General features: G+C 37.2%; 27 protein-coding genes and 3 pseudogenes. 19 read left to right on the forward strand and 11 right to left on the reverse strand.

All coding sequences use genetic code 11. The features are described 5' to 3' along the window. Positions 1 to 19: 19 nt before the first annotated feature. The 4 genes and pseudogenes from paiA to FG383_RS07105 all read left to right on the forward strand — a co-directional run bounded on the left by paiA (position 20) and on the right by FG383_RS07105 (position 2804). Positions 20 to 532, forward strand: coding sequence for a spermidine/spermine N(1)-acetyltransferase (paiA, locus tag FG383_RS07090; protein WP_142606363.1), 513 nt, complete (start codon positions 20 to 22; stop codon positions 530 to 532). Continuing rightward, a pseudogene (locus tag FG383_RS07095) lies at positions 529 to 781 on the forward strand (FMN-binding negative transcriptional regulator); the annotation flags it as partial. The gene paiA and the pseudogene FG383_RS07095, both read left to right, overlap by 4 nt. A 426-nt stretch (positions 782 to 1207) precedes the next feature. Further along, complete coding sequence (locus FG383_RS07100; protein WP_142606365.1) at positions 1208 to 1924, forward strand: ferredoxin reductase domain-containing protein; 717 nt, start codon at positions 1208 to 1210, stop codon at positions 1922 to 1924. A gap of 241 nt (positions 1925 to 2165) precedes the next feature. Next, positions 2166 to 2804: a GntR family transcriptional regulator gene (locus tag FG383_RS07105; RefSeq protein ID WP_142606367.1), complete on the forward strand. Its 639-nt coding sequence runs from the start codon at positions 2166 to 2168 to the stop codon at positions 2802 to 2804. A 205-nt stretch (positions 2805 to 3009) separates the two neighbouring features. Here FG383_RS07105 and FG383_RS07110 read toward each other — a convergent pair whose 3' ends face one another. Beyond that, positions 3010 to 3231 carry a DUF5412 family protein gene (locus FG383_RS07110; protein WP_425467635.1) on the reverse strand — a complete coding sequence of 74 codons (222 nt, stop codon included), beginning with the start codon at positions 3229 to 3231 and terminating at the stop codon, positions 3010 to 3012. Positions 3232 to 3690: 459 nt separating this feature from the next. On the opposite strand from FG383_RS07110, the gene FG383_RS07115 reads away from it, so the two are divergent. The 3 genes from FG383_RS07115 to FG383_RS07125 all read left to right on the forward strand — a co-directional run bounded on the left by FG383_RS07115 (position 3691) and on the right by FG383_RS07125 (position 6542). Beyond that, positions 3691 to 3948, forward strand: a complete 258-nt coding sequence (locus FG383_RS07115) for a hypothetical protein (RefSeq protein ID WP_142606369.1) — start codon at positions 3691 to 3693, stop codon at positions 3946 to 3948. A 75-nt stretch (positions 3949 to 4023) separates the two neighbouring features. Further along, the gene (locus tag FG383_RS07120; RefSeq protein WP_142606371.1) at positions 4024 to 4794 is read left to right on the forward strand and encodes a gluconate 2-dehydrogenase subunit 3 family protein; all 771 of its coding nucleotides are present in this window, start codon (positions 4024 to 4026) and stop codon (positions 4792 to 4794) included. 23 nt (positions 4795 to 4817) lie between these two features. Then, entirely contained in the window at positions 4818 to 6542 is a 1725-nt protein-coding gene (locus FG383_RS07125; protein WP_142606373.1) for a GMC family oxidoreductase, read from the forward strand. 171 nt (positions 6543 to 6713) lie between these two features. Here FG383_RS07125 and FG383_RS07130 read toward each other — a convergent pair whose 3' ends face one another. Both FG383_RS07130 and FG383_RS07135 read right to left on the reverse strand, forming a co-directional pair. Further along, positions 6714 to 7067 (reverse strand): PucR family transcriptional regulator, encoded by a 354-nt coding sequence (locus FG383_RS07130; protein ID WP_142606375.1) that lies wholly within the window; start codon positions 7065 to 7067, stop codon positions 6714 to 6716. Positions 7068 to 7257: 190 nt separating this feature from the next. Beyond that, a pseudogene (locus FG383_RS07135) lies at positions 7258 to 7550 on the reverse strand (Lrp/AsnC family transcriptional regulator); the annotation flags it as partial. Between the two features lie 156 nt (positions 7551 to 7706). On the opposite strand from FG383_RS07135, the gene FG383_RS07140 reads away from it, so the two are divergent. The 6 genes from FG383_RS07140 to FG383_RS07165 all read left to right on the forward strand — a co-directional run bounded on the left by FG383_RS07140 (position 7707) and on the right by FG383_RS07165 (position 14100). Further along, positions 7707 to 8084, forward strand: coding sequence for an SET domain-containing protein (locus FG383_RS07140; protein ID WP_142606376.1), 378 nt, complete (start codon positions 7707 to 7709; stop codon positions 8082 to 8084). 184 nt (positions 8085 to 8268) lie between these two features. Further along, entirely contained in the window at positions 8269 to 8637 is a 369-nt protein-coding gene (locus FG383_RS07145; RefSeq protein WP_142606378.1) for an iron chaperone, read from the forward strand. 177 nt (positions 8638 to 8814) lie between these two features. After that, positions 8815 to 9687 carry an AraC family transcriptional regulator gene (locus FG383_RS07150; RefSeq protein ID WP_142606380.1) on the forward strand — a complete coding sequence of 291 codons (873 nt, stop codon included), beginning with the start codon at positions 8815 to 8817 and terminating at the stop codon, positions 9685 to 9687. A gap of 280 nt (positions 9688 to 9967) precedes the next feature. Then, positions 9968 to 12286 (forward strand): ABC transporter permease, encoded by a 2319-nt coding sequence (locus FG383_RS07155; RefSeq protein ID WP_142606382.1) that lies wholly within the window; start codon positions 9968 to 9970, stop codon positions 12284 to 12286. A gap of 3 nt (positions 12287 to 12289) precedes the next feature. Beyond that, a complete protein-coding gene (locus FG383_RS07160) occupies positions 12290 to 13048 on the forward strand; it encodes an ABC transporter ATP-binding protein (RefSeq protein ID WP_142606384.1) in 759 nt (252 codons plus the stop codon). A 134-nt stretch (positions 13049 to 13182) separates the two neighbouring features. Then, entirely contained in the window at positions 13183 to 14100 is a 918-nt protein-coding gene (locus FG383_RS07165) for a VOC family protein (RefSeq protein WP_142606386.1), read from the forward strand. 231 nt (positions 14101 to 14331) lie between these two features. On the opposite strand, the gene FG383_RS07170 is transcribed toward FG383_RS07165, so the two are convergent. Further along, positions 14332 to 15693: a DHA2 family efflux MFS transporter permease subunit gene (locus tag FG383_RS07170; RefSeq protein ID WP_142606497.1), complete on the reverse strand. Its 1362-nt coding sequence runs from the start codon at positions 15691 to 15693 to the stop codon at positions 14332 to 14334. Positions 15694 to 15753: 60 nt separating this feature from the next. Beyond that, positions 15754 to 16314, reverse strand: a complete 561-nt coding sequence (locus FG383_RS07175) for a TetR/AcrR family transcriptional regulator (protein WP_142606388.1) — start codon at positions 16312 to 16314, stop codon at positions 15754 to 15756. Between the two features lie 193 nt (positions 16315 to 16507). On the opposite strand from FG383_RS07175, the gene rraA reads away from it, so the two are divergent. Further along, positions 16508 to 16987: a ribonuclease E activity regulator RraA gene (gene rraA, locus FG383_RS07180; RefSeq protein WP_142606499.1), complete on the forward strand. Its 480-nt coding sequence runs from the start codon at positions 16508 to 16510 to the stop codon at positions 16985 to 16987. A gap of 64 nt (positions 16988 to 17051) precedes the next feature. Here the strand turns inward: rraA and FG383_RS07185 are convergent, their stop codons facing one another. Genes FG383_RS07185 through FG383_RS07195 form a run of 3 tightly spaced genes read right to left on the reverse strand, consistent with a single transcriptional unit; the run spans position 17052 to position 19046 of the window. After that, the gene (locus FG383_RS07185; protein WP_142606390.1) at positions 17052 to 17834 is read right to left on the reverse strand and encodes a hypothetical protein; all 783 of its coding nucleotides are present in this window, start codon (positions 17832 to 17834) and stop codon (positions 17052 to 17054) included. Between the two features lies 1 nt (position 17835). Beyond that, complete coding sequence (locus tag FG383_RS07190; protein ID WP_142606392.1) at positions 17836 to 18708, reverse strand: ATP-binding cassette domain-containing protein; 873 nt, start codon at positions 18706 to 18708, stop codon at positions 17836 to 17838. Next, positions 18705 to 19046 (reverse strand): GntR family transcriptional regulator, encoded by a 342-nt coding sequence (locus FG383_RS07195; RefSeq protein WP_221887514.1) that lies wholly within the window; start codon positions 19044 to 19046, stop codon positions 18705 to 18707. Before FG383_RS07195 ends, FG383_RS07190 begins: the two co-directional genes overlap by 4 nt. 204 nt (positions 19047 to 19250) lie before the next feature. Here FG383_RS07195 and FG383_RS07200 point away from each other — a divergent pair, with 204 nt between their 5' ends. Then, entirely contained in the window at positions 19251 to 19829 is a 579-nt protein-coding gene (locus tag FG383_RS07200) for a DNA-3-methyladenine glycosylase I (protein ID WP_142606396.1), read from the forward strand. A gap of 41 nt (positions 19830 to 19870) precedes the next feature. Here FG383_RS07200 and FG383_RS07205 read toward each other — a convergent pair. After that, positions 19871 to 20062: pseudogene (locus tag FG383_RS07205) on the reverse strand (cation:proton antiporter domain-containing protein); the annotation flags it as partial. Positions 20063 to 20136: 74 nt separating this feature from the next. On the opposite strand from FG383_RS07205, the gene FG383_RS07210 reads away from it, so the two are divergent. Then, on the forward strand, positions 20137 to 20607 hold the full coding sequence (locus FG383_RS07210; protein WP_142606398.1) for a DinB family protein: 471 nt from the start codon (positions 20137 to 20139) through the stop codon (positions 20605 to 20607). Between the two features lie 351 nt (positions 20608 to 20958). After that, complete coding sequence (locus FG383_RS07215) at positions 20959 to 22197, forward strand: MFS transporter (RefSeq protein WP_142606400.1); 1239 nt, start codon at positions 20959 to 20961, stop codon at positions 22195 to 22197. A gap of 53 nt (positions 22198 to 22250) precedes the next feature. Here the strand turns inward: FG383_RS07215 and pdxR are convergent, their stop codons facing one another. Next, positions 22251 to 23630 (reverse strand): MocR-like pyridoxine biosynthesis transcription factor PdxR, encoded by a 1380-nt coding sequence (pdxR, locus tag FG383_RS07220; RefSeq protein WP_142606402.1) that lies wholly within the window; start codon positions 23628 to 23630, stop codon positions 22251 to 22253. Between the two features lie 115 nt (positions 23631 to 23745). Here pdxR and FG383_RS07225 point away from each other — a divergent pair, with 115 nt between their 5' ends. Together FG383_RS07225 and FG383_RS07230 are read left to right on the forward strand one after the other, a co-directional pair. Then, the gene (locus FG383_RS07225) at positions 23746 to 24357 is read left to right on the forward strand and encodes an FMN-binding negative transcriptional regulator (protein WP_142606404.1); all 612 of its coding nucleotides are present in this window, start codon (positions 23746 to 23748) and stop codon (positions 24355 to 24357) included. A 176-nt stretch (positions 24358 to 24533) separates the two neighbouring features. Further along, positions 24534 to 24911 carry a PH domain-containing protein gene (locus FG383_RS07230; protein WP_142606406.1) on the forward strand — a complete coding sequence of 126 codons (378 nt, stop codon included), beginning with the start codon at positions 24534 to 24536 and terminating at the stop codon, positions 24909 to 24911. Between the two features lie 90 nt (positions 24912 to 25001). Here FG383_RS07230 and FG383_RS07235 read toward each other — a convergent pair whose 3' ends face one another. Further along, positions 25002 to 25763, reverse strand: a complete 762-nt coding sequence (locus tag FG383_RS07235) for a DeoR/GlpR family DNA-binding transcription regulator (protein WP_142606408.1) — start codon at positions 25761 to 25763, stop codon at positions 25002 to 25004. Between the last annotated feature and the right edge of the window lie 193 nt (positions 25764 to 25956).

Consider the following 25956-nt stretch of genomic DNA (forward strand, 5'->3'; position numbering starts at 1 on the left):
AAAGGAGCGGCCTAATTTTATGACGATAAAGAAATGTACCCTTGAAGATTCACTTGACCTCCAAGCAGTTAGTGTGGAAACATTTACCGAGACTTTTAAGGATCAGAATTCCGCTGAACATTTAAATGCCTATTTGGAAAGGGCATACAACTTGAACCAACTAGAAGAAGAATTGGCCAATCAGTCTTCGCAATTCTTTTTTGTTTATTTTAATCAGGAAGTCGCTGGATACCTGAAGATCAATACCGGTGATGCCCAATCGGAAGCAATGGGCGATGACTCACTTGAAGTTGAGCGAATTTATGTGAAGAAGAAATTCCAAAAACATGGTTTTGGGAAGCACCTGCTGAATAAAGCGGTGCAAATAGCGAAAGAACAGAAGAAAGAGAAAATCTGGCTAGGCGTATGGGAAGAAAATGAAAATGCGATTGCTTTCTATCAGAAAAAAGGGTTTTTCCAAACGGGCGCTCACTCTTTTTATATGGGCGATGATGAGCAAGTAGACTTGATCATGACCAAAACACTCAACTGAATTCGTTTGGAACGCTTGTCACAACAAAAAAAAGGCAGACCAATTGCGACTCATTTGCCGTTGCAGTTGCTGCAGGAAGAAGATGCATTCTATATAACGGGGCATATGGCTTATGGGAATCCCCAGTGGCGGACATTCGAAACCACCGAAGAAATATTGGTGATGTTTCAGGGACCACACACTTACATCTCTTCCTCCTGGTATGAACAGGAAAATGTCCCGACATGGAACTACCAAGCTGTCCATGTATAAAGGATCCCCGTATAGAAAACTCTCCTGTAAGGTCAGTACTGAGTAAGTAATTCTTCTCCAAGCTTTTAGAGGAAAGTTTGTTTGATCTACAGGCCCTGTCCTTTTTAGTGGATTTGGATAGGTTACTACCACCAAACCATTATAAAGGATTTTTTTATGGAGAAATTATATTGCGGAAAATTCAGATTTAAATCTAGTGTTGAATTATTTTAATGCGACGCTAGTGAGAAAATAAGTATTTAAAATAGTTCTTTCACCTCTCTAGTTTTTTGAAAGATGATTTTTTATTGAATGCTTATGTTAAAGTAACTATATATTGCGAAGGATTTCACTTAAACTAATAAACTTATTAATTGAGAATAGTTATCATTTATTGTATACTAGATATTAACAATACATATAACTGAGTAGGGAGAATATATAATGCAAATATATTGGACTAAAATAAATAAGATTATTGAAGAAACACCTGAGGTTAAAACGTACTTGCTCGACCGTCCGGAAGGCTTTACATGGGAAGAAGGCTCCCACACCCACTTCGCACTGAAAGGTTTTAATGCTGGAGATAAACCAAACCGCAGCCTGATTCGTCACATGTCGATTTCTACTCTACCGCAAGAAAATTCAATCGGAATCACAACACGCATCAGAGAGGTGTGCTCTGAGTTCAAAACGATTTTAAGAAATCTTGAAGTCGGCGATGAAGTTGCAATATTTAAAACTCATTCGAATGTGCCGCTAAAAAGGGAAGACAAAAATGTATACCTGTTGTCATCAGGTGTTGGCCTGGCTACTTTCAGGCCGCTTGTACTTGATTATTTCGAACGTGCTGACAACGTCAATCAAATTCATTCCTTGAACATTGATTCGTCAAAGGATTTTTTATTCACTCATATTTTTGAATCTGCACCTGACAAGAAGTTCACATCACAGTTCATCGATAATCGTAAAGACTATTATGAAGAAGTGAAAAACCTTGCTGCAGATAAGGATGGACTCTTCTATGTTGTCGGTAGCGACGAATTCCTCGTACAGAACATTGAAGTACTGCGTGAGCAGGGCATCAAGCCGGAGCAGATTATGCTCGATAAACATGAACAAAAACTGTCTGAGTTTTTATCATTTGAATTGTCCATTTAAACGAGGCAAAATAGCATGACCCCGTTTTGATCAATCTTTTTTCAAAACAGGGTCTTTTTATTTTACGTAAAATATTGGTTTTCGAGGTATTTTTAATCGAACTTTATTCCAACATAACATATATAGCTCATCACTAGTCTAAACGAAATAATCTTTTAACTGATGTAGTATTCTTCAAATAAAATAATTTATAAAGTATAATAGGTGTGTATGAATTAAAATAATTTCAAGGGGTTTAGATATGGTTTCAAACAAAGTGAATGCCCAACAATTGGCTTATGAATACATTCAAGAACGTATGCTGGATGGAACTTATCAAGGCGGAATGAAGCTCGTAGAAGAACGTCTTGCGGATGAGGTCGGTGTTAGTCGTACACCAATTCGTGAAGCGATTAAAAGACTAGAGCAAGAAGGTTTAATTAAAAATAAGCTTATCTATAGTCCCACTGCACAAGATTTGATATACCTATATGAGATGCGCATAGTTCTAGAAAGTTTTGCAGCAAAAAGAGCAGCGAAAAATATGACAACTGAAAAGATAATAGAACTTGAGAATACCATAAAGGAATCTCGTAATTTGCTTATGGAAGGACAATCCAAAAAAATATACAGTGCAAACCAACGCTTTCATGAATTAATTATAAATGAATGCCAAAATCCATTAATGGTTGAAAGATTAGAAAAAGCTCAGACAATTTTCTATTTGTTTAGTCTAAGGCTTGATATATATAATCGTCCACATTTAATAGATGAGCATGAAGAAATTTACAAAGCCATTAAGAATAAGAATGAAGAACTTGCGGGCGAACTAATGACCAAACATTTATATAAAGATATGAATTATACTCTGGAGACTATTGGTAGGAATGGACAGTATTAGAGTTTTAAGCGGTTTAAACTTTAAAAAACGTTTAAAAGTATGAATCACCGTAATAATAGCCAGATGTTATATGGAATTGCTATTTACGTTCAGAATAACCTTTTAAAATTCTATCCTTCCTAATGAATATTATAGTTTAATGTTTCGAGGTCTTTCCGAAATTTATCATTTGATACATCTAATGTATGCCCGTTACATTACTGTATCATTGTCCAGCCAAGTAATATTTGCAGTATTTTCTCGATAATTGCAATAAATAACTCACCACGAACAGCATAAGACGTTGTAGCACCTCCATCGCATATGCTTTTACGGCGTATTTTCCATCAGTCGATGTCTCTTCTGTGAAATATTCTTCTGTCAATAACCTTCTCATATCAAAGAATGCCCAATAAACTCCATACTCGACCAATGCAATAAATAACAAACTAAAATCCCTTTAACAATTTTCTGCAAAACCTCGTTTTTTTCTATTCACTTCTTTATATTCTAAAAGCAGTAGCCCCCTATAAGAAAGTTTTTTTAGTCATCTTCAAAACCACTTCCTAAATTCACTATAAATATCCAGTTTTCTTTAAATGTTTTGTTCAAGAAAATGGGATTTTCATGCAAAAAAGTACAGATCCATACTCTGGAAATGCGGCTTTTAATGGAATAACTAATTCTTGTTTCACAAATTTTAAAAACGTTTCTTATTACAACCAAGTTGATGAGGAAGAAACAGTGAATAATCATATATCCTCATCTACTTAATCTTTAATGTGTACAAATAACAAAAGAATGTAGTAAAATGAAGGATGTTGTTTTGCATACAGAAAAGATGATTTTGTATGCAGAATTATCTTTTTTAATAGTTCTAATTATTGCATAAGAAAGGAGAATAAGTATGACTCAGTACAATTTAGAAGAATTGAGGATGCTCAATCAGGTGCTACTTGCCCTTTTTATCGTAGCTGATTTTGCACTTTTACTCTTTTTTCATAATAGTCCATTCCCTTGGTTTGCCCTTTTAGGTTCTGGTATTGGTTTAGCCATCATTGTTCTTTGTTGGACAGGAAGAAAATACACCATTTTTATAGCTTCATTACTTGTTTTTTCAGCTCTTCATACGATTGTTTATAATTGGAGCTCTATTATGCATTAAAAGAAGAGTAATTTTTGCGCGTTTTTTATTTAATTAGCTAAATAGTAAATTATTAATATTATGGGAGGTTTTATTATGTCAGAACAAGAAAAGAAAAATTCCGTTTTAGACAAACGTTCGTCTAGACGTACATTTATCAAAAATTCTGGTTTGACAGTAGGTGGAGTTGTCTTAGGTGGAGCTTTAGGAAGTCTTCTAGTAAAAGATGATAAATCAACAACCACTACTGATACTCACAATCACGCAGCAACGCCTACCGCTAATCCAAATGTAGCTCTAATGTTCTTCACACCAAACCAATATCAAGTTACTCAAGCAGCGGTGGAACGTATTTTCCCAGAAGATGCAAATGGTCCTGGAGCCAAAGAACTGAACGCTGCTATATATATTGATCACCAATTGGCTAGTCCATGGGGTTCTAATGTAAAGGATTACCGTTTAGGTGCATTTTATAAAGCAGAAGAAAACCAAGGTCCACAAACGAAAATGCTTCGTAAAGATCTATTCCTAGCTGGTTTAGGTAGCTTAGACACTTATAGTAACGAACAGTTTGCAGCTAACTTTAAAGAGTTAGAAGCTACTCAACAAGATGAAGTTCTACAGGCTTTTAGTGAAGGTAAAGTTGCATTATATGGAAATGTTTCTTCTTCGCAATTTTTCGGTTTGCTACGTACATTAACTATTGAGGGTGTATATGCAGACCCAATGTATGGCGGTAACAATAAAATGCTTGGCTGGAGTATGCGTAAATATCCAGGTTCTCGTATACAATACGTGACTGAAATACAAGATGAGAAATTTATCGAACTGGAACCACAAAGTTTAAATTCTCATATGGGACATTAATAATAGAAGGGACTGACATATAAATGGTTACAAAATTACCTAAAGTACCTGTCGTAGTAGTAGGGATGGGATGGGCTGGTGGAATCGTCTCAGCTGAACTAACGAAAGCAGGAATAAATGTTGTTGGATTAGAACGGGGTAAAGACCGGACAACAGCTGATTATACAATGGGACATGATGAACTTCGTTACCAACATCGAACAGAGCTAATGCAAGACCTTTCGAAAGAAACGATTACATATCGTAATACAGTATCAGGTAAAGCTTTACCGATGCGTCACTATGGTACATTCATAGTAGGGGACGGAGTTGGTGGTGCAGGTAGTCACTGGAATGGACAAACTTATCGTTTCTTACCTTATGATTTCGAAATTCGTACGAAAACAATTGAGCGTTACGGAATCGAAAAAATTCCTGCTTGGATGGAAGGTCTTAACGACTGGGGTCTAACTTATGATGAAATGGAACCATATTACGATACATTCGAAAAAATGGCTGGTATTTCAGGTGAAACAGTAGAACTATGGGGGAAACGTACGAATCCATATCCAACGCCTCCATTAGTGAAAACACCATTAATGAAAGAATTTGAAAAAGCAGCAACAAGCTTGGGATACAAACCTTTCGTTATACCTGCAGCCAACCTTTCTGAAAGCTATACCAATCCAGATGGCATCTCTCGTGCGGCATGCCAATACTGTGCATATTGTGAAAACTTTGGATGTGAATATGGAGCTAAAGGGGACCCTGCTGTAACGGTAATTCCGGTTGCAAAACAAACAGGTAAGCTAGAGCTTCGTACACATTCTAATGTTGTAGAATTAACTAAAAATGGTGGTAAAGCAACCGGAGTTATTTATGTTGATATGTTAACCGGAGAAAAATTTGAGCAACCTGCAGATGTAGTTGTAGTTGCAAGTTATGTATTCAACAATGCTCGTTTACTTCTAAACTCTGGTATTGGTACTCCTTATGATCCAAAAACAGGTAAAGGGACAATCGGTAAAAACTACTGTTATCAAATAACTGCTGGAGGTTCTCAGCTATTCTTCGAGGACAGAGAGTTTAACCTATATGGTGGTGCAGGTGCATTAGGTATTGAGATTGCTGAATATATGGGGGACAACTTTGACCATTCTGAAGTAGACTTCATACATGGTGCTGGCGTTCGTTCAACACAATATGGTGACCGTCCAATTGCAGTAAACCGTGTACCTGCTGGAACACCAAGCTGGGGTGTAGAGTTTAAAGAAAAATCTATTAAATACGCTAACTCAAACTTCCCAGTTAAAACACAAGGTGCTTCTTTACCACATAAAGAAAATTACCTGGATCTTGACCCAGAATTTAAAGACGAATTTGGATATCCATTATTACGTATGACATATGAATATACAGATAATGACCGTGCGATGGGTAAATACATGTCAACTATCACGCGTAAAATTGCAGAAGAAATTGGTGCAGATATTATTGATACAAATGAAGAACAAGCTCCATTTAACGTAAACAAAGATTCCAACACACATAACACAGGTGGTGTTATTATGGGTGCTGACCCAGCAGCATCTGCTGTAAACACATACCTACAAATGTGGGAAGCTGAAAATGTATTTGTGGTAGGTGCATCTGCATTCCCACATAATAGTTGTTTCAATCCAACTGGCACACTTGGTGCACTTTCGTATCGTGCATCTGAAGGAATTCAAAAATACCTAAAAGAAGGCGGAATATTAGTTAAAGCATAATGACAACTAAGTATTCTATAAAAGAGCTCTTGACCCGCATTTAATTTGCGGTCAGGAGCTTTTCTAGCAAAATAACGTATAGGGCGAGGAGCTGCCTACTCTCAATTCCTCATTTGCCTGCTTTGACATTGAATTCAGAATTGTGCTACTACCTGCTTCCTAACACTTTGTTCAAGAATATGTAGATCGCAAATGACAGGCAAGCTGGATTTTTAAGGAGTCTTCGTTGTCGCTTAGATCCAGTTGCAGTAAATGCTCAATCTTCCGGAGGCGTTGGTACAGTGTATTGATGTGAATATGAAGTTTTTTGGCCGTTTTTGTAGCAGAGCGGTTTGTTTCGAAATAGGTGAGCAGGGTTTCTTCCAACTCTGTTTTCTGTTCGTTATCAGAAGTGAGAGGCAAAAAGACTTCATCGATAAATTGTGCGATTTCCTCAGGTTGTTGGTTTAAAAAGAGTCGGTTTAGCCCAATGTCTTCGTACCGAATGACATCTAATCGATTACGTGAAGCCAAGTAAGTAAGCATTTTGTTCGCCTCATCGTATAGTTTTTTAATCGATTGCAGGCTGTTATAAGTCGCACTGATGCCGGCACGAAAAGAAGGATTACCACTCACATCCCAATCATTCTTGATGGACTGAAACTTTTGCCGAATGGGCTCAGAATGATAGGGCTTTGCTAAGGGAGCAAGAAGGATGACCCGATTATGTAAGCCCTGGCATAGACTTTAATGCTTTCTCCAAGGCTTCTAGCAGCTCGGCTTGATGAATATTCGTACTCATAAAAATAAAAGATAATAAATCAAATCCAAGCTTTTCTTGATTTAAAATTGCAACATGATGATTAATATATCCTACATGTTCTAGATTTTGATTCGTGCGTGAGTAGCAGGCGGAGACAGATTAACACGTTTAGCAATTTCAGAATTGCTAATCTGTGCTCCATTTTGCAGAATATTTAAGATTTGTAGATCTAGATCATTAAGTATTTTATTAACGATAGTTTCCACTGATTTTCACTCCTTTATAGTTCTTCACATATTCTTAAGCTATAAATGTTGATTGATGTCCATAAAATCGTATAAAATAACCAAATAAAAGAGCTCCATGTGCAAATTAATGTTACAGTTAGTAAGAAAATTTTAAACATGAGTAGGAGAACAAACATGATTGAGGTAAAAACATCTACATTAAGTGATGGAGAATTCAATAGAGGAGTATTTGCTACATGTGACATTAAAAAAGGGCAACTTTTCCATGAAGCGCCTGTCATTGCATATCCAAATGACGAGCATCAATACATTGAGCAAACGCTACTCGGTGATTATGCTTTTGAATATGGAACAAATAAATCGGCTATCCTTCTTGGGTATGGAATGTTGTTTAATCATTCTTATGAACCCAATGCAAATTATGAGATCAACTTTAAAAATCACACATTTGATTTCTATGCATACACGGATATAAATGCAGGAGATGAAATTCTAATCAATTATAATGGCGAGGTTGATGACAAAGATCCACTGTGGTTTAATCAGGAATAAAAGGATTTTTAATAAAGTTGCACCGGTACACCCCGTTGGATATGATTATCTAACGGGGTTTTTTTATGTCTAAACGAATAAGAGCATTTAAGTTGATAAGTGGATTAATGAAGGTTGATATATAGGGATTAGCTCTCAATGACAATAAAGACGTTTAAGAGTTTATATTTTAGGGGTGAATGATATGGAAGATTTTGCAGCATATTTAGCGCGTATTGATGACCCGCAACACCGGGAGCGAACGGAAGAAGTTTTGGCATGGGTATCTGAGAAATTTCCAAGTTTAAATGAAGAAATTAAGTGGAATCAACCGATGTTTACCGATCATGGCACCTATATCATTGGCTTTAGCGTATCTAAAAATCATTTAGCGGTTGCCCCTGAACAAGCAGGGATGAATCATGTTGCTGAAGTTATTGTGAAGGCTGGTTATGATCATACTAAGGAGTTGGTACGTATTCCGTGGAATGGTTCAGTGGATTATTCATTACTTGAGAAAATGATTGAGTTTAATATTTTGGATAAGGCAGATTGTTCCACATTCTGGCGGTAATCAAGTATGTTTTGAATCCCTTCTATTGTTCATTTCCAGAAGGGGTTTTTTAGATTAAAATATACATCAACTAAAGGGTAGTTCGAGGATGAAAGAAACCCTACATATTAGTGCACAAAATGTCGGATGATTGAATTCACTTACTGGTATTCTATGGAGGATAAGGAGGTCATTGAGTTGGATTTGCTCCAAAATATGAATAGTGCCATTAACTTTATTGAGGAAAATCTTACGGATGATATAGACTTTACGGAAGTCGCTAGGCGTGCTTATTGTTCTGAATATCATTTTAAAAGGATGTTTTCCTTCCTTGCAGGAGCTACACTATCTGAGTATATCCGTCGAAGAAGGCTTACGCTTGCAGCATTTGAACTAAGAGATAACAACATTAGGGTCATTGATATAGCGATCAAGTACGGGTACAACTCACCAGATTCTTTTGCTAGAGCGTTTCAACAATTGCATGGTATCACACCATCAGAAGCTAGAAAGAATGGTCATTCATTAAAAGCTTATCCATCAATGTCCTTCCAATTATCTATAAAAGGAGGCAGTGAAATGAACTATCGAATGGAAGAAAAAGAAGCATTTCGCATTATAGGAATTAAAAAAAGGGTTCCCATTATTTTTAATGGCGTTAATCCAGAGATTGCTTCTATGTGGCAAAGCTTAGATATGAAAATGATTAATAAACTGAAAGAACTATCTAATATCGAGCCAGTAGGACTGTTGAGTGCATCTATAAATTTCTCTGAAGGCAGGATGGAGGAAAAGGGGGAACTTGACCATTACATTGGCGTAGCAACAACAAAAGAATGTCCAGATAATTTAACCATACTTGAAGTACCAGCTGCTACATGGGCCGTATTCGAAGCAGTTGGACCTTTTCCTGAAACACTACAAAATGTATGGGGGCGAATTTACTCAGAATGGTTTCCTTCCTCTCACTATGAACAAATAGAAGGTCCAGAAATCCTTTGGAATGAAAGTAAAGATGTAACTTCCCCAACATTTAAAAGTGAAATATGGATTCCCGTTTGGAAGAGATGAGTTATTAGTAATGATAGCTCTTATTTTTTTCTAAACTATAATATATACATGAACCTTTCCATTTTAATTGAAAAGGTTTTTTGTGTTTTCTTCTTCTTATTAATCAGTCTAAAGCCTTAGGTGAAAATCAAGTAATAGACTGATAAGTAAAATTTAGTTCAATTGTATAGTTACAAGAAAGAAGACTTAATAAATGAAAGGGAGGAGAATATTTTAGGGGAGTAGTAAGTTTTATAGTTTTTGTTTTACAAGTGTCTTATCTTGAAAACAGAGGTGACTTATGAATTTTAGAATAATCCGTAATGACATATTAAAAAGCAAAGCAATCAGCTTCACAACCATGGTATTTGTTGCTGTTTCGGCTATGCTTGTTTCGCTTGCAGCAATACTCGTCGTAAATCTTTCGGGTGCGATAGATACGCTTATGACACAAGCTAAAACTCCACATTTTATGCAGATGCATTCGGGAGAAATAGATACTGCACGGCTAACATCTTTTGCAGAGCAACATACAAATGTCGAAGAGTTTCAAGTGGTTGAATTTTTAGGCATAGACGGTGCGCAAATTATGTTAGGCGATCAATCACTTGCAAATAGTGTTCAGGACAATGGTCTTAGCGTACAAAGTGAAAAATTCGATTATCTACTTGATCTGAATGGGCATATCATCCATGTATCAGATGGTGAGATTTATGTGCCGGTAAGTTATAGGAAGAACAACGCGACAGAGGTCGGTGATAGGGCTGTCATAAGTGGGAAGGAATTTATCGTTGCGGGTTTTCTACGTGATTCAACGATGAATTCCACACTCTCCGCATCTAAGCGATTTCTTGTAAGCAGCAATGATTATGCGGACATGAAGAACCTAGGAAGTATGGAATATCTGATCGAGTTTAGATTAAAGGATTTCTCCGCGATCGGCGCATTTGAAACAGCTTATGCCACAGCAGGGCTTGAAGCGAACGGGCCGACAGTTACCTATACGCTTTTCAAATTGATGAATGCAATTTCCGATGGGATGATGATTGCGGTTATCCTTTTTGTAAGTGTACTTGTCGTTACTATCGCATTTATGTGCATACGTTTTACGCTACTTGCGAAAATCGAAGATGATTACCGTGAAATTGGTGTGATGAAAGCAATTGGGCTACGCCTTTCGGACATAAAGAAGATTTATCTTTCGAAATACATCACTATTGCCGCAACAGGCAGTATATTTGGGTATATTTTATCGCTTGTGTTCCAAGGCAGACTGCTAGAAAACATACGCCTATATATGGGGGAAAGTGAAAATGCTTCTTTTGCTTACTTTTTCGGCATAATCGGCATTCTCCTTGTATTTCTTGCAATTATTCTTTATGTTAACTTCATTTTGAGAAGCTTTCGGAAAATATCCACTGCAGAAGCAATACGCTTTGGTACTTCCCAGGAAAAGAGCGCTAGTGCAAAGTATTTTAGCTTGAGCAGAAATAGATTGTTTAACACGAATACTTTTCTAGGTGCCCAAGATGTTCTCGTAAGGAAAAAGCTTTATGCCACTAGCTTAATGGTGTTGGTTCTTTCGACATTTATCATTATTGTTCCGCAAAACTTATCCAACACGATTTCCTCCAATAGCTTTATCAGTTATATGGGAATCGGAAACTACGATATGCGCATGGACATTCAGCAGACTGACAATATCTCTGAAAAAGCGGATTATATTTTAAAGACGATGAACAGTGACAGTTCCGTTTCAAAGGCTGCTGTTTTTACAACGAAAACATTCAAAGCTAAGACAGAAGAAGGTACGGAGGAAAATATAAAAATTGAACTCGGCGATCATTCCATTTTCCCGATAAATTATTCTGAAGGTAGGGCACCGACTGAAGAAAATGAAATTGCACTTTCGACGTTGAATGCTGATGAGCTAAGCAAAAAAGTTGGCGATGTTATTACGTTAGTGATGGAAGGGAAGGAGAAAAATCTCTCAGTAAGCGGAATATATTCTGACATTACGAACGGTGGCAAAACCGCAAAGGCTGTTTTTAATGACCATACGGCAGATGTTATGTGGAGCATTATCTCCGTGGAGTTTTCAGATAAATCTATAGTAGAGGGAAAGGTCACGCAGTATGCGAACCTGTTTAATTTCGCGAAAGTTTCAGCTATTAATGAATTTGTGTCACAGACATTCGGTTCGACAATTAATTCCGTCGAAAAGGCATCCACTGCCTCAGTTGCCGTTGCGCTGATTATTACGGTACTGGTTACTCTATTGTTTATGAAAATGCTTGTTGTAAAGGATAGACATTCCATTGCAGTCATGAAATCGTTTGGTTTTACAAACGCGGATATTAGGGTGCAATATATTTCACGGTCCATAATCGTACTAATAGTAGGCATAGTTGTCGGTACGCTTTTGGCAAATACGCTTGGAGAAGTACTTGCTGGCGCGATGATCTCCTTGTTTGGAGCGTCGTCGTTTACATTTGTGGTCAATCCGCTTTCAGTATACCTGCTTAGTCCACTATTAATGGTTTGTGCAGTTCTTATTGCAACGATAATTGGTACATCAAATGCTGGAAAAATAAAAATATCCGAACATATAAAGGAGTAAAGTATGAACAAGATTATTATCGGTGATCATCTCGTAAAATCTTTCGGTGAGGGCGATGAAAAGCACAATGTTCTAAGCGAAGTGACGGTTGAAATAAAAGAGGGCGAGTTCGTTGCAGTTATGGGACCATCAGGCTCGGGAAAATCGACGCTAATGTTTGCGCTTAGTGGAATGGACAGTGTTGACGGTGGAAACGTCTTTTTCGATGGTAAGAATTTATCGGCGGTCGAAGAGAAGGAGCTTTCAGATATACGTAGAACCAAAATGGGATTTGTTTTTCAACAGCCGACGATGCTTAAAAACCTGAATATACTCGACAATATCATTTTTCCATCTATGCGTGACAACAGAAAAAACGTCGCGAATATTTTGGAAAAGGCAAGAGTGCTTATGAAAAGAGTAGGCATTGAGGAGCTTGAAAGTCGTGATATTACACAGGTTTCGGGAGGTCAGCTTCAGCGTGCAGGAATATGCCGCGCACTTATGAACAATCCTAAAATCATTTTCGGCGACGAGCCTACGGGGGCACTAAACTCAAAATCAGCACAGGAGATAATGGACATATTTTCCGAAATCAACGCAAGCGGTACTGCGATTATGCTTGTAACGCACGATGCGAAGGTTGCAGCACGGACGGAGCGAGTTATGTTTATGCGCGATGGAAAAATTGTGAGCGAGTTGAAGCTTCCGAAGTTTGTTGGGACGGATATTGACGCTAGGGTCGAAGAGGTTACGGCAAAAATGCGGGAAATAGGAATCTGAATGTTGGGTTTCCCAGAGCCAAAACGAGACATGTACTTTTGTATGTCGTCTCTTTTGATTACGGTATAATATCCATGAAGTGATTGAAAAGAAACGAACAACTTTGTCCTATAAAAAAATCAGGAGGAATAACTATGACCAAAATAGTCCAAAAAATCGTTCCACATTTATGGTATGACAAAGAGGCAAAAGAAGCAGCAGAATTTTACGCTTCTATTTTCCCGCATTCTCAAATTACAGATATCACAACACTGCGTGATACACCATCTGGTGACTGTGATCAAGTTTCTTTTGAAATTTGGGGACAAAAGTTCATGGCGATTGACGGTGGTCCATTTTTTAAGATCAATCCATCCATTTCCTTCATGGTTAATTTTGATCCGTCGAGAGAAAAAGATGCGGAAGAGAAAATAAGGGATGTTTGGGACAAGTTGTCCGAAGGTGGTTCAGTGTTAATGCCGTTTGGTCAATATCCATTTAGTGAAAAGTATGGTTGGATCCAAGACAAATATGGTCTGTCATGGCAGTTAATGCTGACTAACCCAGAAGGTGAAGAGCGACCTGCGATAGTGCCGTCCCTTTTGTTTGTCGGTGAAAAATGTGGTAAAACGGAAGAGGCGATTCATTTTTATACGTCCATTTTTAAGGACGCAAAGCAGGGCAGTCTCGTACGTTACCCTAAAGGCATGGAACCTGACAAAGAAGGGACTGTCATGTTTGCTGATATGATGCTGGAAAACGAGTGGTTTGTCGCAATGGACAGTGCGCATGAACATAAATTCAGTTTCAACGAAGCCATCTCATTTATGGTATACTGCGACACACAAGAAGAGATTGATTACTATTGGGAAAAGCTTTCTTTCGTTCCTAAATCGGAGCAATGTGGCTGGCTGAAAGATCCGTATGGCTTGTCTTGGCAAATCGTACCGAGCGTGATGGACGAAATGATGCAAAACGGTACAACGGAGCAGATTGACCATGTAATGCAAGTGCTTCTGAAAATGAAAAAACTAAATTTGGCCGAGTTACAGAAATCATACACGGAGAAATAAAATTTAGGTTACGACGAGAATGGCACTCGTTATAACAGTAGCAGTATGAACACGTACTGGATAAGGCAAATAGTGTGAGCTATTTGCGAATTTAGGTGGTAACACGAGTCTACTCGTCCTACTCGTTTTTACGATTAGGGCGTTTTTTGCCAAAAAAAGATAAGTAAAGCTTCATAGCCTCAAAAAACGAAAGAGCGTGTAGAAGATTTATCCTCATACACGCTCTTTTGATTATTGATGAGTCGGCTTTTTCATGAATAAAGACAACACAATATTAATCACAGCCAATACTAAACTGATAATAAAGACTAGTGATGACCCCGCAGCTGCCGCTTGTGGTAATTCATTTGCAGTTGTTGCTAAAAAGCTAGTCTGTTTTGCAGATAAAACAGATACCATTACCGCAATACCAATAGCTCCAGCTACTTGTTGAATAGTTTGCGTAATAGCAATCCCGTCAGGATAGTACCGTTTCGGAAGCGAATTTAATGTATTTGTTTGTACAGAAGCAAGTACTGCCCCGATACCTAACATCATAATAATATGAGTGACTACGATCAACCACGTAGCCGTATCTGTCTCAAATTGTGTATATAATACATAAGCAATGGCTACTAAAATAGTTCCTGGTGTAATAACTGCTTTTGGACCATATTTGTCAAATAAACGACCAATCGTTGGAGCTAATATACAGTTTAGTAAGCTTCCTGGTAGAAGGATAAGACCTGTTGTAAAAGCAGCCATTAATAAAGCCATTTGCATATACATTGGTAAAACGACAAGCATGGACAACATATTAAAGAACGTGATAAAACTCATAATGACGCCAAGTACGAAAAGTGGGGAATTGAATGCTCTTAAATTCAACATTGGATTCTCCATTTTCATTTGACGGATGGCAAAAATGATAATTGCTAACACTCCAATGATGATGGATCCAAGAACAGTTCCACTTGTCCAACCAGAAACACCACTTACACTAAATCCGTATACAATACCACCGAATCCAATTGTCGAAAGAATAACAGAAAGTGCATCAATCGAAACTTTACGGATTTCATTCACATTTCGTAAATATACAATACCGAAAAAAAGTGAAAACAGTAAGAAGGGGATTGTAGCCCAGAAAATCCAATGCCATGATAATGTATCTAAAATAAGTCCTGCAATTGTTGGACCTAGAGCTGGACCAGCTAACATAACTAAGCCCATAACCCCCATAGCAGCACCACGTTTATTAGGAGGGAAGATAGTAAAAATAACATTTTGCGTTAAAGGTAAATTAATTGCCAGTCCCGCTGCTTGAATGATACGTGCTACTAATAAAAGCTCAAAACCAGGTGCTAAAGCAGCTAAAATCGTACCGAAAATGGATAGCAATATAGAAGTCATAAACATTTGACGTGTGGTGAATTTTTGCATTAAAATACCTGTTACTGGAACTAAAATACCTAATGTTAAAAAGTATCCTGTCGCTAGCCACTGAATCGTTGTGGGATCGACACTGAATATATGACTTAATTCTGTAAAGGCAATATTTAATGCCGTTTCACTAAACAGTCCGACAAAGCCCGCCACTAAAAGAGCAGCCATAATCGGGCCAGTTTTGAGTTGTTGTTGATTGGGAATTGCATTGGTTTGTGTATTCACTTATTAAGACTCCTTCAATACATTTGGTAGTACATGCGAAATAACTTTCAGAGGTTCACTTGTGTTATCCGTTAAACAAAGCATTATCGCACCTTCGATAGAAGCCGTTATCATTAACGCAATGGAAGCAGCCGTATCTTTCGAAAAGCCATCTTCTACTAACTTTTTAATATAAATCTCTTGGATTTTTGCGTAAAGATTTGAACATGTATTACGAACTGGTTCACTTAGGGATGCCATTTCACTAACGATACTGCTAAATGTATAACCACTAATCGTACCTTCTCGTTCAAAGTTTGCTACTAATTTTTCAATCATTGCACATAGAGCTTCTTGCGTGGTTTGATATTGTTTGAAAATTACTTCGATGTCTGTAGTAATTGCTTGATCGATTGACTCAAGACAAGTGATGAGTAGTTCTTCTTTTCCATTTGGAAAGTGATGATAGAGCGCACCTTTTGTAATAGTGCATGCGTTTAAAATTTCACTTACTCCTACGCCCTTATATCCTTTCTGTTGAAAAAGATTTGTCGCGATGTAGATTATCTGCGATTTAGTGTCCATTTCCGTAGTACCACCTCTCCATACCAACCGGTCTGTTTTTAACTATAGCAAAAATAAATCATCTGATGTAAGTGTTATTTTTGCTCTCTAAAACACGAATTCACAACTTTGACACATTTAAAGTGAGATAAGATTCAAGATTCTGTCATAGTTAGCTATATAGGATAAAGAAGCTTAGGAGGGATTAGCTTTGATAGAATTTAAGACTACTGATTTATGCGACGACCATGCAGATTCTCTACAAATTTGCGATATGGAGTTCCGTTCTTTCGGGAACAAGACTAGTTTTTCGGGAAAAATAGAAACGGTAAATGTATTTGAGGATAACGTGCTAGTCGTTGAAGCACTGGAAAATGTACCGGAAGGCTCTGTCATTGTGGTGGATGGATGTGGTTCCAAAGGATGTGCACTACTTGGCGACCGTCTAGCGGGCATCGCCGAGTCAAGAAAGTTAGCAGGCATTATTATTAATGGCTATGTGAGAGATTCAGCTGAGCTTGCTAAAATGAATGTCGGCATTCTTGCATTAGGAACATATCCGCTAAAAAGTAAAAAAGCTGGTACTGGCGAACGTAATAGCGTCCTTCACTTCGGAGGAGTTGACTGGAAGCCAGGAGAATATGTGTATGCGGATGAGGACGGAGTAATTACTTCTAAACAGTCTCTGTTATAGGTTATATCATCTTGAATATTTAAAATGCGTTCCCCTTTTTCACACAGGGAACGCATTTTAGTATTCACATTTTAATAGCTACACGTTTAGTCAGTTGACGAATCATCCATAAAGTAATGACTATTAGAACGAAAATACCTATGCCAGACGCATATATGGGCAATTGCAACGATGCGAACATGTCATGGACTGGTAAGTCTAATACAATTCTTAAAAGGATATCCTGTGCATAGATAATTATAAAAGCGATGATAATACAGATTAAGCCAAATAGAACGCCAAATCGATAAAATCCAGAGCCGATCAACCAACCGACCAAATAATAGATAAAAATATTTAAAGCAAAGACGAAAATAGCTAATAGCCAATTACTTTGGAGATCTACAAAAGGCGTTAAAATAATGGATTGAATCATTTCTCCGATCAAACCATCTTCATTTACCGGAGCGTTCTTGCCGAGTGAGCTATCCTTTAGAATGGAAAGGTTTACTACATTGACTAAAAAGATTTGAATAACGGATACTAGACTAGCAATAATCGGAATGGTAATCGAGAGACCAACAGATGCTATAGCAGTACCTTTAAAATAATCTTTTCGTGTAACCCCATTACCCACATAGTAGGGGAGGAATCCGTAAGATGAAATAATGCCGATAACGAGCATGAAAATATTAGCTGCAATAAAAACTGCATCGAAATACTGGTTCATTTCAATTCCCTTAGTAATAGAAAGTATCGTTTTAATAATTTGAATAACGAGAAGGACACCTAAAAAACCAAGTGCCCAAAATAATTGAACCCAATATAGATCCGTGGCGACTTTTGGATAAATTGCTTTTTGTTTCATCTTAGTTTCCCTCCTCTGTTAAGTGGATAAATAAATCCTGTAGTGAAATAGGACCGACCTCAAGCCCGCTTTGTTGTGCATTTTTTCGTTCTCGCTCTGTCAGCTCCCCATAAATCATGACAGACTTTGTATTGCCTAGTTGTTGAACATTTAGTAGTTTCATGGAATGGACGAACTCATCGACTTCGCTTGCTGCCCCGGTAATGGACACTCCTTTTGATATAAGCGATTCATACTCTTCCTGCAAAACTAAACTTCCTTTATGCAAAATAAGCACTTCGTCAAAAAGATAATCCATTTCAGATACAAGATGTGTCGAGATAATCATTATTCTTGGATGATTTGCTTGATCTTCTAATAATTCTTGATAAAAAATTTCCCTTGTCGGTGCATCCATGCCTAAATATGCCTCATCGAATATCGTAATTGGTGCTCGACTAGCTAATCCGATAGTGACATTGAGAGCGGATTGCATTCCTTTTGAAAATTCTTTTACTTTTTTAGTTAGTGGCAGATTAAATTTTTGAATAAGATGCTGTGCATATTCCTTATCAAAATATGGACGGTATCTTTCCACCCCTTCGAGTATTTCTTTTACGTTATCTGACTCATCTTTATAATCCTTACTATATATAAAGGCTACTTGCTGCATTACATTTGGATTTTCAAATGGTGCTTCTTCATTAATCGTTAACGAACCGGACGTTTGCTCTCGAAACGAAGCTAGTATAGATAGAAGGGACGTTTTTCCCGCTCCATTTCTCCCTAAGAATCCATAAATTTTCTTGTCACTTAATCGAAACGATAATTTTTGTAATGCATGATGACCCCCATAGGTTAAACTTAAATCCGTTGCTTCTACAGTTAATGTCATGCTTGTTCACTTCCTTTTATTTTTTGGATGAACTCAACGATTTCGCGCTCAGAAATCCCTAATTTTTCGGCTTCGTGCACTAATCCAACAATATAATCATCTACAAATGCATCTTTCCGTTTTTGAATGAGCTTCTTTTTAGCCCCTTCTGCAACAAACATTCCAATCCCTCGCTTTTTAAAAAGAATTCCTTCCTCGACTAACTGATTGACACCTTTCGATACAGTGGCATGGTTGATCTTGTAGAAAGTTACTAGCTGATTCGTAGAAGGCGCCTGTTCTCCTTCTTTCAATTGATCGTTTACAATTTGATCTTCAATTTTTTCTCGAATTTGCATATAAATTGGTTTGTCATGATCAAGAAGTTTGCTCAATGGATTCACCACTTTTCTGTTTAGCTATTATACTCATATGGTTATATACTTATGTGTATAACCATAATACAATTTTATTTAGGTGTCAAGAAATGACTTTAAATATGAAACAGAACATACGTGTGGTATAATTTCACTATCATAAATAGTGCAAGGAGGAAATCACAAATGACTGAACGATGCGCATGGGTAGCTACAAAAGAGCCTTTGTATATGGAGTATCATGATAATGAATGGGGAGTACCTGTATATGATGATAGGCTTTTATTTGAAATGCTCTGTCTAGAAGGGGCACAAGCGGGCTTAAGTTGGTGGACGATTTTACAGAAAAGAGAAAATTACCGAAAAGCATTTGATCATTTTGAAGCAGAAAAAATTGTTCATTATACGGAAGAAAAGTTGCAGTCATTAAGAGAAGAAACTGGAATTGTGCGGAATAAGCTAAAAATTCAAAGCGTCGTAACGAATGCAAAGTCATTTTTGAGAATCCAAAAGGAATATGGTTCATTTTCAAATTATATATGGAGCTTTGTTGATAACAAACCGATCGTGAACCATTGGAAGACAGTAAAAGAAGTTCCTGTTTCAACTGAAATAAGTGATTACATGAGCAAACGATTGAAAAAAGATGGTTTTAAATTTGTAGGGGGTACTATTTGTTATTCGTATATGCAGGCGGTAGGGATGGTGAATGACCATACGTTGGAGTGTTTTTGTCACCCGTCTCATGTAAAAGTCAAAAAGTAAACAAAGTGCCAGAAACCACATAGGTTCCTGGCACTAAATTTCTAATCCCTGTTTCCAAAAAATAATTTTAATAATGGAGGTGTAACAAGTGTTGTAACAATAACTACAATAATCATCGCGGTGTAATATTCTGTAGGTAATAGACTACTCTCAAGCCCCATGGCAGCTAATATTAATGCCACTTCTCCTCTTGAAATCATCCCTGCGCCAATAAACAGAGCCCCACTAATATTTCTCTTTGTTGCAAACAAATTCATCAATAGCTATGATTGGAAGAGAAACTTATTATAAAACTGGAGTGGTATATATGTATCGTAAAGTAGAGGATTTTGTAGAAGATTGGACAGTATCAGCAGCAGGAACATTAAGTGTGTTTAAAGCGATCACAAATGATAAATTAGACCAAGCAATAGAAGAAGGGCATAGTACACTCGGTTGGCTTGCTTGGCATTTAGTAGGTGCAGCAGGAGCATTTGGTCATTTTGCAGGTTTACAGATTCCGGCACCTGGACGCGGTGAGCCAGTACCAACAGATGTATCTGAAATTGTACAAGCTTATGAGAAGGCGGCAGATGCATTTAAAGCTGAAGTAACAAAGTTTACGGATGATATGTTACTAGAAGAAGTGACTGGATTCGTTGGACCGACCGTGCGTGGTAAACTTTTACGTGGCTTAATCGACCATCAAACACATCACCGCGGGCAAATGACTGTATTACTACGTCAAGCTGGTTTAACTGTTCCTGGCATTATGGGACCGACAAAAGAGATGCAATAATAACCGAGGTATTCCTTGATAGTTGAAATCGCAGAAAAATTTATGGTAGAATTAAATTCACTATATGGAAATGGAGGTTTTCCTTTTGACAGCATCAATGAGACTAAGAATCCAGTTTTTGAATCGTTAAATTGAATACGTTCAAAAGCTCTGCTCGTGGGCAGGGTAAATGGGATTGGTCTGTCTATTTTAGGAAAACCTTTATTTTATGAATTAAAAAGAGGGGGACGAGTCTGCCCTCTTTTTTGCTGTCTTTAAACATAAAAATACGACAGTTATTTCCAGTTAAAATAGACCTACTCCATTTACTTTTAAGTAAAAACTATATATATAGAAAAGGTCGTGAATAAGATGAATTCAACTTATGATAATTGGAAAAGGAATATTATTATCTTTTTAAGTAGCCAGACAATATCGCTTTTTGGATCTTCCTTAGTCCAATATGCAATTATGTGGCATATTACGCTTACTACACAGTCGGGTATGATGATGACGCTGTTTATCCTTTGTGGTTTTATCCCCACTTTTATATTATCGCCAGTAGCTGGGGTATGGGCCGATCGTTATAATCGTAAGCTACTCATTATTGTATCGGATGGTTTGATTGCGACAGCAACACTTATTCTCGCTATTGTATTTTTGATGGGATATGACCCAATTTGGTTACTATTCGTTATGGCTGCAATTCGGGCAGTTGGAACGGGTATTCAAACACCTGCTGTTGGGGCTATTCTGCCTCAAATTGTTCCGGAAGACAAACTGACCAAAGTGAATGGAATAAATGGGAGTATCCAAGCAATCATTATGTTCGTGTCCCCAATGGTCAGTGCGGCGTTACTAACAATGGCTTCGCTTGAAGTGATTTTCTTTATCGATGTCGTCACTGCAGCAATAGCGATTATAACGTTATTGGCATTTTTGAAAATTGCGGTGCATGAAAAGGCATCTGAAAAACAAACAACGAGTTATTTCACTGATTTTAAAGAAGGGCTAGTATATATTAAACAGCATGCTTTTCTGAAGAAGTTCTTTCTATTTTTCGCTTTTTTCTTTGTATTGATGGCACCTGCTGCCTTTTTAACTCCACTCCAAGTGGCGCGTAGCTTCGGTGATGATGTATGGCGCTTAACGGCCATCGAGATTGCTTTTTCGATTGGAATGATGGTTGGTGGAGGGATTATTGCTTCCTGGGGAGGCTTTTCCAATAGGGTATACACGATGACATTCGCCAGTATATTAATGGGTATTTGTACGTTTGCTCTAGGGATTATTCCTGTATTTTGGATTTACTTAGCCTTTATGGGTATATTCGGAGTTGCGATGCCAATTTTCAATACACCAACGATGGTTTTAGTCCAAGAGAAAGTGGAAAGCAATTATCTTGGTAGGGTATTTGGCGTGTTTGGGATGATTTCTACATCCATGATGCCTATTGGAATGCTCATTTTTGGACCGATATCAGATGTTGTAAAAATCGAATGGTTACTCGTAGGAACTGGGATACTAATTTTAATAGTAGGTGTTTTCTTAGGTAGAAGTAAAGTGTTGCTAGAGGCGGGAAAACCGACAGTGAAGGAAGTTACTGAGTAGAATATCTATTGTGTTTGACCGCTTGATGCGTTAGCATTAGGCGGTCTCTTTTTTTATAACCAAGCTTTACTTAAAAGCTCTACACCATGCTCTATTTCATCATAAGAAAGATTACTAAAACCAAGTTTAATAATTGGTTCAGCAGTATTGTTGTTAATGAAGTAGAGCGAGGTAGGATACACTTTCACTCCGGATAAGGAAGCGCGCTCGATTAGCTCTTCTTCCGAATACTTCAAGTGTACTTTTACTAATATGTATAAACCAGATTGCTCGCCAATAATAGATACATGCTTTTCAAGTTGTTCTTTTAATGCTGATACTATGTGCCGCATTTTTCGTTTATACACAAGACGCATACGTTTAATATGGCGATTCCATTCTCCTTCTTCCATAAATTTAGCCATGGTGAGTTGGCTAAGAAGGGAAGAGGTACTCTCAAAGTGATGAAACTGCTGTTTATAACGTTTTAAAAGTGACGGTGGCAACACCATATAGCTTAATCGGATTCCTGGAAGAAAGGACTTAGAAAAGTTTCCTAGATAAATGACTCTTGTCGAATCAATGGAAGCGAGAGCTGGAAATGGTTGCTGTGTATAGCGAAACTCACTATCGTAATCGTCTTCGATAATATATCCATTTATCTTGTTCGCCCAATGGATAAGTATTTGTCGTTGTTGAATGGACATACTGACACCGATTGGACTGTGATGCGAAGGTGTTACATAGATGACTTGTGATTTCATCTGTTCTATTCTTGAAAAATCAGCTCCTGTTTCATAAACAGGTAAAGTTTCAAGTGTGAAGCGATGAAATTGAAAAGCTTCTCTAGCACCATCATAGCCAGGATCTTCGACGATAACGCTTGGGAAATCATCCTTTAGTATATGCCCAAGATGGATGAGCATTTGTTGAGTACTACTACCGATAATGATGGCATTTGCGTCCGTTTTCACCCCACGAGATTGGAGTAAGTATGTAGCAATTTGCTCACGTAGGCACACTTCACCAAAGGGGTCCCCATATAGAAAGCTTTCCTGTAACGTTAATGCTTGATTGGAGATTCTCCGCCAAATTTTTAAAGGGAAATTTGCCTTATCCACTGCCCCTGCTCGAAAGTCAATGTGGACAGGTGTTATTGACTCTGTTTGCTTTATATTAGGAGCGATTAGTGCTTCTTGGAATAAAATCGGCTCTATTTCATTTACAAAATAACCTCTTCTCCCTTCTCCGCGAATATAGCCTTCTGCTACAAGTAAATCATAAGCTGTTAATGTCGTATTGCGACTTACATGGAGGGATTCTGCAAGCTGTCTAATAGATGGTAATTGCTCATCAGGCAGTATGTCGCCTCGCTCGATAAGTATTTTAAGTTGCTCGTAGATTTGTTTATATTTGGTGGAGTCTTCGTTAAATGCAAAAATGATGTTCTTCATGAAAATCTCCTTTGACATGTTTGATTATTTATAATTGTACCTTTTTAAATGTCAGCTTGTATCATACTATTGACTTAGATTGTATAAGCTATTACAAATCAAGGGGGAGTCATTCATGTATATACCTAAGTATTATAAAATAACAGATTTTAATGAAATGAAAGAATTTGTTCAAAAAAACTCATTTGGAACGATTGTTACAACCAAAAAAGGTAAACCAATCGCTACTCATCTACCTCTGGGATTAAGTGAAAAAGATGGGGACAACTTTTTAACTGGGCATATGGCTTATGGCAACCCACAATGGAGAACATTCGAAACGAGTGAGGATGTTCTCGTTATGTTCCAAGGACCGCATGCTTACATTTCGTCTTCATGGTACGAGCATGAAAATGTTCCAACATGGAATTATCAGGCTGTTCATGTATATGGAACAGCTAGCATTTTGAATGAAGAAGAGTTAAAACAAGAACTAACAGCAATGCTACACAAATATGAAAAACATCGTGAAAATCCAGTATTATGGGAAAAACTTTCTCCGCAAGTTTTAGAAAAAGAACTAAAAGGCATCGTTGGTTTTAAAATTAAAATACAAGAAGTTCAAGCTGCCTATAAATTAAGTCAAAATCGTAATGAGAAGGACTATCTTAATATCGTTCATAAACTCCAGGAGGAAGAAGATGTAAGTTCTCAACAAATGGCAAAAGTGATGAAAGGGAGAGTGTAACGTCCTGTGTCGCAAAAAATTCAATACAGGATAGTATTAACCATTTTGCTATAGGAGTTTGTCTCCCTTGAATAGTTAACTTTCAATAGTCGAAATATTCAAATGTTTACCTCGTTTATATGGTAAAATGATTGAAGTAAATGATACGGGAAGTTAGTGAAAAAGGAGAGATGAAAATGGGATTTTTAGATGGTTTAATGGGAAATGCATCAGAGGTAGAACTGGATAAAGTCGAAAAAGAGTTAAAGGATTTACTAGTTTCTACTGAAAAAGTAGAACATGCGTATAAGCTTATTCGAGATTTATTTGTTTTCACAGATAAACGACTATTGCTCATCGACAAGCAAGGAATGACTGGTAAGAAAGTAGAATATCACTCCATTCCATACAAAAGTGTCGTCCATTTTTCGATTGAAACAGCGGGAACTTTAGACTTAGATGCTGAATTGAAAATTTGGTTATCTGGAAGTGCGATACCGATTCAAAAGAAATTCAACAAATCATTGAATATTTATAAAGTGCAAAGTGTATTAGCGGCATATGTTTTGAAATAAGTACGTAGGTAAAAAGACAAATAAGAAGGCTCGGCGTTCGCCCGTAAGAAGCGAACGCCAATGTACTAAATAGTAACGGTACAGTAAGCTTCAAACAAACACATGAATATCATGCTTCTCATACTTTTCAAGTACCGGCTGACTAATATTTGAGTCAGTAATGATGCCATCTACACTTTTCAAGTCTCCGATTTTAAGCATTGCCACAGAGTCAAATTTTGTATGATCTGCTACGACGAACACTTTTCTAGCATTCCGATACATTGCCATTTTTACCTCGTATTCGCCATCCCCATAATCAGTTAATCCTTTTTCTAAAGAAATTCCACTCACACTCATGAAAAAAGTATCGATATTAAACTTTTCGATATAAGAAACGCAAGAACCTCCTACGATACATAGCTCAGAATTCCTAATTTTCCCACTTGGTAAATACACATTAAAATTTGGATTTTCACATAAAATCGTTGCAATAATAATAGAGTTTGTAATGATCGACAAAGAGTGGAAGCTTTGTACAAGCTCCTTGGCGATTTCTGTATTCGTTGTACTGACATCTAATGCTACGAAGTTTCCTTCTTTTACAAATTGTACAGCGTGGCTAGCAATCAGTTTTTTCTCTTCGATATTGACAGCTTCTCGAATAGTGAAATTCGTTTCTTCTATAATAGTATGTTTTAAAATGGCACCCCCGTGGACTCGTTCGATTTCTCCTAACTGTTCTAAATGCTCCAAATCACGTCTAATTGTTTCCTGGGTCACATCTAGCAAACTACTTAAATACACTACTTTTACTGATTTCTTTTCATTTAAATAATTTAATATGTGTTGATAGCGCTCGTTTTTCAACATATAATCCCTCGATTCTTCTAAAGCAATTATCTATTACTATAAACAAATATCAAATAAATAAAAAGAATAAACAACAAATCAAATGATTATTTACACTATATTTACAATAAATCTTTAATTGTATTTACAATTGTTCTGTATTATTTGATTTGAGAGATGAAAACGAAGAAAAACAAAAGAATAAACAAATAAA

The sequence above is a fragment of the Psychrobacillus soli genome (genome assembly GCF_006861775.1).
Lineage (GTDB): Bacteria > Bacillota > Bacilli > Bacillales_A > Planococcaceae > Psychrobacillus > Psychrobacillus soli.